This window comes from Rhodobaculum claviforme, from assembly GCF_016653255.1.
Lineage (GTDB): Bacteria > Pseudomonadota > Alphaproteobacteria > Rhodobacterales > Rhodobacteraceae > Rhodobaculum > Rhodobaculum claviforme.
The window spans coordinates 1-10093 of sequence record NZ_NHSD01000248.1 but is presented as its reverse complement, the minus strand read 5'-3'; the positions used below and the strand labels follow the sequence as shown (position 1 = coordinate 10093).

10 protein-coding genes and 2 pseudogenes are annotated in these 10093 nt (G+C 69.1%); 7 read left to right on the top strand and 5 right to left on the bottom strand.

Annotated elements, in window-relative coordinates:
• The 6 genes from CCR87_RS09100 to CCR87_RS09075 form a co-directional block, all read left to right on the top strand.
• A partial coding sequence (locus CCR87_RS09100) for a sugar dehydrogenase complex small subunit (RefSeq protein ID WP_207186602.1) occupies positions 1-531 on the top strand: 531 nt, incomplete at its 5' end.
• Positions 528-2129, top strand: coding sequence for a GMC family oxidoreductase (locus CCR87_RS09095; RefSeq protein WP_201157210.1), 1602 nt, complete (start codon positions 528-530; stop codon positions 2127-2129). The genes CCR87_RS09100 and CCR87_RS09095, both read left to right, overlap by 4 nt.
• A gap of 321 nt (positions 2130-2450) precedes the next feature.
• Positions 2451-3200 carry a YciE/YciF ferroxidase family protein gene (locus CCR87_RS09090; RefSeq protein WP_201157209.1) on the top strand — a complete coding sequence of 250 codons (750 nt, stop codon included), beginning with the start codon at positions 2451-2453 and terminating at the stop codon, positions 3198-3200.
• A 199-nt stretch (positions 3201-3399) separates the two neighbouring features.
• Positions 3400-3816, top strand: a complete 417-nt coding sequence (locus CCR87_RS09085) for a CopG family transcriptional regulator (RefSeq protein ID WP_201157208.1) — start codon at positions 3400-3402, stop codon at positions 3814-3816.
• Between the two features lie 22 nt (positions 3817-3838).
• Complete coding sequence (locus CCR87_RS09080; RefSeq protein ID WP_201157207.1) at positions 3839-4996, top strand: extracellular catalytic domain type 1 short-chain-length polyhydroxyalkanoate depolymerase; 1158 nt, start codon at positions 3839-3841, stop codon at positions 4994-4996.
• A gap of 107 nt (positions 4997-5103) precedes the next feature.
• Complete coding sequence (locus CCR87_RS09075) at positions 5104-5586, top strand: DUF421 domain-containing protein (RefSeq protein WP_201157206.1); 483 nt, start codon at positions 5104-5106, stop codon at positions 5584-5586.
• Positions 5587-5680: 94 nt separating this feature from the next.
• Here CCR87_RS09075 and CCR87_RS09070 read toward each other — a convergent pair whose 3' ends face one another.
• The 4 genes from CCR87_RS09070 to CCR87_RS09055 form a co-directional block, all read right to left on the bottom strand.
• A complete protein-coding gene (locus CCR87_RS09070; protein WP_201157205.1) occupies positions 5681-6280 on the bottom strand; it encodes a sigma-70 family RNA polymerase sigma factor in 600 nt (199 codons plus the stop codon).
• Between the two features lie 208 nt (positions 6281-6488).
• The gene (locus CCR87_RS09065) at positions 6489-6980 is read right to left on the bottom strand and encodes a YciE/YciF ferroxidase family protein (RefSeq protein ID WP_201157204.1); all 492 of its coding nucleotides are present in this window, start codon (positions 6978-6980) and stop codon (positions 6489-6491) included.
• Positions 6981-7031: 51 nt separating this feature from the next.
• Positions 7032-7259: a hypothetical protein gene (locus tag CCR87_RS09060; RefSeq protein ID WP_201157203.1), complete on the bottom strand. Its 228-nt coding sequence runs from the start codon at positions 7257-7259 to the stop codon at positions 7032-7034.
• A 165-nt stretch (positions 7260-7424) separates the two neighbouring features.
• Positions 7425-8399 carry a hypothetical protein gene (locus tag CCR87_RS09055; RefSeq protein ID WP_201157202.1) on the bottom strand — a complete coding sequence of 325 codons (975 nt, stop codon included), beginning with the start codon at positions 8397-8399 and terminating at the stop codon, positions 7425-7427.
• A 597-nt stretch (positions 8400-8996) separates the two neighbouring features.
• On the opposite strand from CCR87_RS09055, the pseudogene CCR87_RS09050 reads away from it, so the two are divergent.
• Positions 8997-9766 (top strand): annotated as a pseudogene (locus CCR87_RS09050) (IS5 family transposase).
• 169 nt (positions 9767-9935) lie between these two features.
• On the opposite strand, the pseudogene CCR87_RS09045 reads toward CCR87_RS09050, so the two are convergent.
• A pseudogene (locus CCR87_RS09045) lies at positions 9936-10093 on the bottom strand (IS3 family transposase); the annotation flags it as partial.

Here is a 10093-nt window from a genome sequence, read left to right as displayed (position 1 = left end):
GTTGCGCGGATCCGGCCCCGCCACCGCCGAGGCATCGGCCAGCCGGGGAAAGGCCGCGCCGTGATGGCCGGCATGGCCGCGCTGCCGGCGCTGGCGCTGGCGCGCGCGGCCCTGGCGCAGACGCCGCTTGCGCCGCTGTCGGGCCAGATCTCGGGCGATGCCTTTCTGGACCTGTCGCGGCGCCTGACCGGGCATCACGACCTGTCGCCGGTCCTCGGGGCACGGATCCTTGCGGTCCTGCTTGAAACCGGACAGGCGCAGCCCCTGGCCGATCTGCATGTCGCCGTGTCCGAGGGCGCGACCGGCCCCGCGGTGCAGGAGGCCGACATCCTGCGCCACCTCCTGCACGGCTGGTATCTGGGGCGGATCACGATCGGCGCGCAGACCCACCTGACCGGGTTCGAGGAAACGCTGATGGGCCGCGTCACCGCCGATATCCTGCCCCTGCGCAGCTATTGCGGCGGGGCGATGGGGTTCTGGGCCGCGCCGCCCGCGACCGGGCCGCTGCCGCTGCGGGGGGACGGACCATGACGGATCACGACACCGATGTGCTGGTCGTCGGCTCGGGGCTGGCGGGCAACCTGATCGCCGACCGGCTGGCCCGCGCAGGGCTTGCGGTCACCATTCTGGAGGCCGGACCGCGCCTGCACCGCCACCAGCTGGTGGAGGCCTATCGCAACGCCACCGACAAGGGCGACTTCATGGCCCCCTATGTCGCCGCATCCCACGCCCCGCAGGGGCAGGCGGGCAGCGACTACATCGTGCAGGACGGCGACTACCCCTACAACGTGCAGTATATCCGCGCCGTGGGCGGCACCACCTGGCACTGGGCCGCCGCGACATGGCGGTTCCTGCCCAACGACTTCCGCCTGCGCAGCCTCTATGGCGTGGGCCGCGACTGGCCGCTGTCCTACGACGATCTGGAGCCGTGGTATGCGCAGGCCGAGATCGAGCTGGGCGTGGCCGGCCCCGACCCGGGCGACGAGGATCTCGGCTCGCCCCGCACCGGGCCCTATCCCATGCCGGCCCTGCCGCTGAGCTACATGGACCGCGACTTTGCCGACCGGCTGAACGCCAGCGGCGAGTTTCGCGTGACGACCGAACCCGTGTGCCGCAACTCGGTGCCCTATGACGGGCGCGCGGCGTGCTGCGGCAACAACAACTGCATGCCGATCTGCCCCATCGCGGCACAGTATTCCGGCAATGTCCACGCGCTGAAGGCCGAACAGGCCGGCGCGCGGCTGATCCCCGATGCCGTGGCCTTTGCCGTGGACACCGATGCGGACGGCCACCGGGTGACGGCGGTGCGATACCTGACCCCCGACGGCGCGCGCCACCGCATGACGGCGCGGCGCATCGTTCTGGCGGCCAACGGGATCGAGACGCCCAAGCTGATGCTGATGTCGGCGTCCGAGGCGCTGCCGGCGGGCCTTGCCAACCGCTCCGACCAGGTGGGGCGCAACCTGATGGATCACCCCGGCATCAGCGTGTCGTTTCTCTGGGACAAGCCGGTGTTCCCCGGCCGCGGCCCGCAGGAGATGACCTCGGTCGTCAGCCTGCGCGACGGCGATTTTCGCGGCGAGATGGCGGGGCGCAAGCTGCACCTGGGCAACATGTCCGACCTGAGCGGCATCACCGAGACGCTGATCGACGCCGGGCTGCGCGGCCCGGAGCTGGACGCCGAGATCCGCGCGCGGGTGGTGCGCAAGGTCGCCATCAACTGCTTCCTCGAACAGCTGCCCGAGGCGCACAACCGCGTGCGCCCGCACCCCGACCAGGTCGATGCGATGGGCCTGCCCAAGCCCCTGCTGACCTATCGGATCGAACCCTATGTCGAACGCGCAGCCCACGCGACGCTGGAGAATTACGCCCGCATTGCGGAGCTTCTGGGCGGCACGGAGGTCACGTTCAACGCCGAGTACGGCGGCAACAACCACATCATGGGCACGACGATCATGGGCGACGACCCGGAAACCTCGGTCGTCGATGCCGAGTGCCGCTGCCATGACCACCCGAACCTGTTCATCGGCGGCCCGTCGGTGTTTTCCACCGGCGGCACGGTGAATTGCGGGCTGACCATCGCGGCGCTGGCCCTGCGCCTGGCCGACACGATCATCGCCGAGACATGAGCGATCATGGGCCCGACGGCCGGGGATGTGACGCGCCCGCCGCACCGTGCGGCGCCCGACCCCTGCCCAAAGCGGGGCTGCATGGTGTCCGGGGTGCGGACCGGCAGAACATCCGCGGCCGTGGCGGATTGCCCGGCTGGACACCCATGCCGCCCCGCGGCCGCAGCGCGGGCGTGCGCGACGTCTCCGACGACGCATCCGCCTTCGGCGTCCCCGCCGCGACCGGGCAATGGACCCGCGCCGCGGCGCCCGTTGCGGCCGACTGAACAACGCAGCCCCGCAGCGCACGTCCGCGCGCGGCCCACCCCAGGAGACGCTCCAATGCCCGACGACACCCAGACCGCCCCCCGTGCCGACGGCGCCCCGACCGGGGCCTTCCAGATCGCCGCCCATGGGGCGCTGGTCGTCAGCCTGCGCAACGCGCATGCGCTGGAAAAGCAGGTCACCGCCGTTCTGGAGGCGCAACTGAAACTGCTGGAGGACTATCCCGACCTGCATGCCCGCGTGACCGAGCACATCGTGGCGACCCGCGAACAGGCCCGCCGGCTGGAAGGGGCGCTGGAGGCCTGCGGCAGCTCCGCCTCCCTCGTCAAGGATGCGCTGCTGAGCGTGATGGGGCTGGGCCAGTCCTCGGTCCAGGGCTTCAGCGAGGACGCCGTGCTGAAGGCCGTGGTCGCCGACATGATGACCGAACATCTGGAAATCGCGACCTACCGCACGCTGATCGCGCTGGCCGACATGGCCGGCAAGTCCGAACTGCGCCCGCGGCTGGAGGAGTCGCTGCGCGAGGAGGAGGCCATGGCAGACTGGTTCGACGCGAACCTTGATGCCATCCTGAGCCGCTTCGTCGAGCTCAAGGCCTCCGAGCTGCAGGCCGAGGCCGCGTCGCAGGACGACACCAGCGCCCCCGACGGTGCGCCGACCCGGACGCTGTGGCAGACCCTCGAGGACGCACGGTCGACCAGCACCATGCCCGGGGCCGGCACGGGTCCGGAGACAGCGGATCAAACCGACCGAGAGCCGTCGTCGTCCGAGGCGCCGGCACACGCCGACGGCCGCCGCGACGGCTGAGCCTGCGCCACCGTCTTCGGTGGTCGGGCATCGGATCGTCCCGCCAGTGACCGCGCACAGGCCGTCCGCCCCGAGGGGGGCGGGCGGCCCGGTTCGTTGCGGCTTCGCTGCCCGACGGACATCCAGGCCGCATCGGATCTTGTCTGCCGCACTTCAGCATCCATATACCATCCACATGGATGTCATAGGGAGGTTCCAGATGGCCAAGGCAAGCGTGACCCCCTTCAGGGCGCCCGACACGGAAAAGATCACCATCAACCTCGGCTGCGTTGATCTGGGTCAGATCGAACTGCTGGTGCGCGAAGGCTTCTATTCGAACCGCAGCGACTTCATCCGCACCGCCATCCGCAACCAGATCGACCGGCACGCCGATACGGTGCGCCAGATCATCGTGCGCCAGTCCGTCGATCTTGGGATCCGGCGCATCACGCGCGACGACCTGATCACGGCGCAGGCGGCGGGCGAGATGCTGGAGATCCGTGTCCTCGGGCTGGTCGTGATCGCCGCGGATGTCACCCCCGACCTGGCCCGCGACACGATCTCCGGCCTGTCCGTCCTCGGCACCCTGCAGGCCCCCGACCCGGTCAGGGCCGCGCTGGCCGACCGCATCACCTGAACCCCGAACCCCAAGGCACCCCATGACCAACACCTTTGCCCGCGGCATGTCCCGGGCCACCGAACTGACGCAATCGGGCAGGCTGGACGAGGCGACGGCGCTGATCCGCGCGCTCGTCCAGGGCCAGCCCGCGCCGTCCGATCCGTCTGCGGGCGCCCGGCAGGCCCACGGCGCGCTGCCCCACCTTGACGCGCCCGCCGCCGCAGGCCTGCGCCCCCGCAGGGCGTCCATGCGCTGGGTCGGCAAGGGCCTCGGCGAGACCCTGCGCGGCATCGCCGCGGGTGGCATGCCGCGGCCGGGGACGCTGGCGCCCGCGCCGATCGACATTCCGCATGGTGCGCAGTTCCTGTCGCTGACGCACCGTGGCGCGCAGGGCGGCCGGGATTACAGGCTGTACGTTCCGGCCAACCGGGCGCTGGCGCCCATGCCGTTGATCGTGATGCTGCACGGCTGCACCCAGACGCCCGAGGATTTCGCCGCAGGCACCGGCATGAACGCGCTGGCCGAGGAGGTCGGATGCCTCGTCGCCTGGCCCGCCCAGCCCCGGGGCGCGAACGCCCAACGATGCTGGAACTGGTTCCGGCCGGAGGATCAGGCCCGCGACCGGGGGGAGCCCGCCCTGATCGCGGGGATCGTCCGCGACGTCCTGCGCGATCATCCGGCGGACCCGGCGCGGGTCTATGTCGCGGGCCTGTCGGCGGGCGGGGCGGCGGCGGCCGTCCTCTGCGCGGCCTATCCGGAGGTCTTTGCCGCGGTCGGCGTCCATTCCGGCCTGCCCGTCGGCGGGGCACAGGACGTGCCGTCGGCCCTTGCGGCCATGCGCAGCGGCACGCGGGGCGGGGGACAGGCCCTCGCGGTCCCGGCCATCGTGTTCCACGGGCTTGCCGACGCCACGGTGCATCCGGGCAACGGCCGGGCCGTCGTCGCGCAGGCGCTGCGCCCCCGGTCCGACCTCAGCCCCATCGCCGTCACGGGCACATCGCGCGGGGGGCGCAGCTATCGGCAGACCCGGCACGAGGACGCCAGCGGCCGAAGCATCGCCGAGCATTGGGAGATCGAAGGGGCCGGGCACGCCTGGGCCGGCGGTGACGCGGGCGGCAGCCACACCGACCCGCACGGTCCGGACGCCTCGCGCGAGATGATGCGCTTTTTCCTGCAACACGCGCGGACCCGGCACTGAGTGCGGCCGGTTCCCCGGAACACATTCCGCAGAGCCGGGTTGGACCTGTGAGCCCCGCCGCAACGACCGGCGGCACGCCCCGACCGCACCGTCGCAAAGGACAGCGCATGGCCGAACCCGTCTTCTTCGATACCTGGCTGGGGCTGCTGCGCGTCCTCATCGTGGGCACCGCGGCTTATGCGAGCCTGGTGGTGATGCTGCGCATCTCGGGCAAGCGCACGCTGGGCAAGATGAACGCCTTTGACCTTGTGGTGACGGTGGCGCTGGGCTCGACGCTCGCGACGGTGCTTCTGAACGCGACCGTGCCGTTGGCCGAGGGCATTCTGGCGCTGGCGCTGCTGGTCTGCCTGCAGTTCGCGATCACCTGGCTGTCGGTGCGCTCGGACCGGCTGCGCAATCTGGTCAAGTCCGAGCCGACGCTGCTGGTGCATGACGGCGAATACCTCGATGCGACCCTGCGCCGGCAGCGCGTGACCCGCGAGGAGATCGGCGCGGCCCTGCGTGCCAGCGGCGAGGCCGACATCGGTGGCATCGGGTCGGTGGTCCTGGAAACGGACGGCTCAATGACGGTTGTGCCGCGCGGTCGCTGATCCGGGGGGGTGGCGCGCCCGGATCACCCGGCCGACCCCCCTTCCCCCGGGCTAGGCTGGAGATCCTGCGCGCCGGGGGCCCCTGCGCATCGCCTCATTCGGCTGCGCGCCGCATGGCCGTGGGGGAGGCGTCCAGCATCGCGCGCGGCGGCGCACCACGGGCGGGCCTGTTCACGGCGGGCGGGTCCCCACGCGTGCGCACCAGCGCGTCATGCGCCAGGACGTGTTGCAGCGTGGCGCGGCCACGGCTGACGCGGCTCTTGATCGTGCCGACGGCACAACCGCAGGCATCGGCGGTTTCCAGCAGAGTGAACCCATAAGCCCCCATCAGCACAACGGGGCGCTGCTGGGCCTGCGGCAGCCGGGCGATCGCCGAGATCAGCTCGCGCAGGGCAATGACATGGTCCTGCGTCGGCTCCTCGGCCAGCGCCCGCACATGGGCGCCGTCCACGTCCTGCACCTCACGACGCCGCTTGCGCCAGTCCGAGAAATGGGCGTTGCGCATGATCGTGAACAGCCATGCGCCCAGATTGGTCTCCGGCCGGTAGCTGTCCCGCGCCGCCCAGGCCTTCAGCAGCGTTTCCTGGACCAGATCCTGCGCCCGGTGTTCGTTGCGCGTGAGGTGCAGCGCGCGCCGGCCAAGGGACCGGAAATGCTGCGGCAGAAGCAGGTGGAAAGGGTGTCGTGGGGTCATCGGATGCGTCCCGCCTTGGGTTGAGGGTCATCGTCCAGGTCCGGCGCCCGGGTGCGGGCGGTGGTCCGGACGGGCCGACATGCCGCCGCCACGTCGGTGGGAGGGGCCGACGGCATCCGGCGGCGGCAAGGTCGGGGTCCGGCCCCGGACCTGCGGGGACCCCGCCTGTGCGCAGCCAAGGCGCGCGGGATCACCGTCGGAAGGCGCTTCAGGCCACGGCAGCAGCGTTCAGCCGGTCCTCGGCCATCTTGGACAGGGCCCTGTCGGCGCCATACTCCTCGTCCAGCGTCGCCTTCAGCAGGGCCACCGCCTTCGGGTGGCCAAGCTGCCCGGCCCAGGCCACCAGCGTGCCGTAGCGCGCGATCTCATAGTGCTCGACGGCCTGCGCCAGCGAGATCAGCGCCGCATCCATCGTCTCGGCGTCGTCGATGTCGGCCATCAGCCCTTCGGCTTCGTCGATCAGCCCGACCATCGCATCGCATTTCGCCCCGCGCGCCGGCTTGCCGAGGGCGTCAAACACCTTCTCGAGCCGCAGGACATGCTCCTCGGTCTCGTCCCGGTGCGACGACAGGGCCGCCTTCAGTTTCGGGTCGCTTGCTTTGCGCTCCATCCTGGGCAGGGCCTTGAGGATCCTGCGTTCGGCGTAAAGCACGTCCTTGAGGGTATGGAGGTACAGCGCGTCGAGGTTTGCGATCATCATGTATCATCTCCGTGGAAACGTGTTGCGGTTGTGGGCCGGGACGGCGCGGGGCTATTGGCCATGGACCTGCCCCGGTGGCGTCCGGGTCCGTCGCGTGCGCGACGACGCCTGTTTCGTCCGGGGCTGCTGGCCCTCCAGTTCGGTGCGAAACTCCTGCACGAAGCGTCTGACCTGCTCCCTGATCTCGTGGCGCAACCGCACCCGCCCGAGGGTGCGATCTTCTTCCCAGACTTCGGTCAGTGCCCGGATGAACATCTCTGCCTGGGTTTCCTGGGACATGGGGAAATCCTTTCCGGTTCCAGCGTGGCTCCATTGCGTCGCGGGATGCGCGGTCAGAGCAGCACCGCGATGATGATCACGACCAGGAGCGGCGCTCCGAGAAGCCAGGCGATGATTGCAGGCATGGGGTCATCCTTTCGGGAAAGGGGGAGTGGCTTCGGCGCCTCAGCGCCGTGCCGTCCGTGTGTCAAAGCCAAGCCCTTCGTCGCGGTGATGACCGCCCGCAGCGGCGGCAAGGGCCGCGGCGACGGCACCAAGCAGCAAGGTGGCCGCGGCGATGAAGCCGAAGATCACACCGGCCACCCGGACATCCTCGACCGCTTCGATCGCTGTGGCGCGGGCCTCGTCGATCTCGGCCAGGACCCCGTCGACACGGGCGCGGGCCGCATCCTGGTCCATGTCGCCGTTGGCCGCGACCAGCTGCGCAAGGTAGGTGCGGTCGCGCTCGGCGATCTCTCCGCTGGCTGCGCTGCGGGCGATGATGCCGGCGATCTGCTGTTGCACGGCGGGATCGATGCCGGTGATGTCGGCCGACGCGGCCCGCTGGCCCTGGGATGCACCAGATCCGCCAGTGCCGGTTGCCGTGGGCCCGGCGCCTCCGTCGGTTGCCGCCGTGTCGGGTTCGGTGACCGAACCGCGCAGCATGACATTGGCGAAATAATCGGACGAGGCCGCCTCGGTGGCAACGTCCGTGGCCGTCCCGACGGCCGACGCGCCAACCCCGACAAGCCCGCCCACACCCGCCGTGGCAAGAACCGTGCTGACCAGCGCACCGGTGGCCCAGACCATCAGCCCGTGCGCACCATCGCGCATCTGGACTTCGTCGGCGGTGGCGTCACCGGCCCGTCGGCGCATCCGGCCGGCCAGATATCCGCCGGCCCCGAAGCTGGTGACCATCACCCAGGCCAGCCAGATACCGGCGGCAATCGCGAGCCAGACCCCGGAGACCCCTTCGCCGCGATAGGGCGAGGCGAGCGACAGCCCCAGCGTCGCGCCGAAGCTGATCAGCAGGAACGAGAGCGCGAGCGCAAAGACGCCGCCCGCGAAAATCGCAGGCCAGTCCACATAGGGACCTTCCGAAACGGACGTTCCGGAAGTCCCGGTGGATAGCGGACGGGAAGGTACGGGGTCGGAAATCATGGGAGTGCTCCTTTGACGGTTTTCCGTGATCGGACTTCAGCGCAGGCCGACGAAACTCAGCAGTGCAATGACGATGACGACCGCTCCGACGATGTAGATCAGCTGGTTCATGACTCTCTTTCCTGATTTCTGCGCAACGTCCGCGCCAATGCAGGACGCGACCGCCGCGGCGTTTGACGGCCTGACCGGTTTTCGGCGTCGCTGCCGTTCCGCGGGTCGCCGTGTCCGGGCTGCGCAATGTGACGGGGCGTGGATGTTTCCTCCGCCGATGCGCCTTGTGGATATGGGATTTCCCGACCCACAACATCGCCGACCCGATTCTCCACGTTGAAATGCACACCTCACTCAACGTCCAATTTGATATTAGGCTTCGTGGCCATCGGCAGGTAGCGCCGGAATCTACTCAGTTCATCCTGAACAACTCTTTCAGGCCGTTGCGCGGGTCACGTCGTCCCCCAAACGGGGGAGCTTTGCCATCGGCTCGGCGTTGTTGCAGAACGTCGGCCTGATGCGTGACTTCCCCTTTCCCCGTTAGGGTCAGGACCCATTGATGGAGGTCTAAGCTTCTGATTCACTTCTCGAAAAGCGAGCGGTGACATGAGCAATCTCTTCTGGCTGACGGACGCGCAGATGGCGCGCATCGAGCCCTACTTCCCAAAGTCCCACGGCAAGCCCAGGGTCGACGACCGGCGCGTACTTTCCGGGATATTCTTCTTCAATCGCAATGGCTTGCGCTGATGCGACGCACCGAAGGAATACGGGCTGCACAAGACCCTCTACAATCGCTGGAAGCGCTGGAGCGAGAGGGGCGTGTTCGCCCGGATCCTCGCGGGACTGGCCGCCGAGGAGCCCGAGGAGAAGACGGCGATGATCGACGCGACCTATCTCAAGACGCACCGGACAGCGACCAGCCTGCGGGTCAAAAAGGGGGGCCCAACGACAAGCGCGGACGCCTGATCAGCCGCACCAAGGGCGGGATGAATACCAAGCTACACGCCGTGACCGACAGCCAAGGGCGTCCGATCCAGTTCTTCATCACGGCCGGCCAGGTCAGCGATTACGTCGGCGCGCGGGCGCTGTGCGGCTCCCCGCCGGCGGTCGAGTGGCTGATTGCCGACCGGGGATACGACGCCGACTGGTTCCGAGAAGCTTTGCAGGACAAGGGGATACGGCCCTGCATCCCCGGCCGGAAGTCCCGAGGGAAGGCGGTTCGCCACGACAAAAGGCGGTATAAGCGCCGCAATCGCATCGAGATCATGTTCGGCCGGCTGAAGGACTGGCGGCGCATTGCCACCCGCTACGACAGATGCCCGAAGGTCTTCATGTCCGCCATCGCGCTGGCCGCAGCCGTCATCTTCTGGCTATGAGAAAGAACGAGTCCTGACCCGAAGCACTACACGCCGGTCGAGAGCTATTACCGGCTCATGAAAACGGTGGAGGACGACCCGCAGTTCGACGCCAAGCGGGCGCAAGAGAAGCTCCGGCGCTATGTCGAATTGAACCGCGCCGGGTTTGTCGGAGGCTGATTTCATTTAGTTACGCGGCCATGGGTTCAGTTTCCAGAGCAGCGTAGAAGTTTGCCTCGGCTTCGGCTGGCGGTATATTCCCGATGGGCTCCAGCAGACGGCGGTTGTTGAACCAGTCGACCCATTCCAGCGTGGCGTATTCGACGGCCTCGAAGCTGCGCCAAGGTC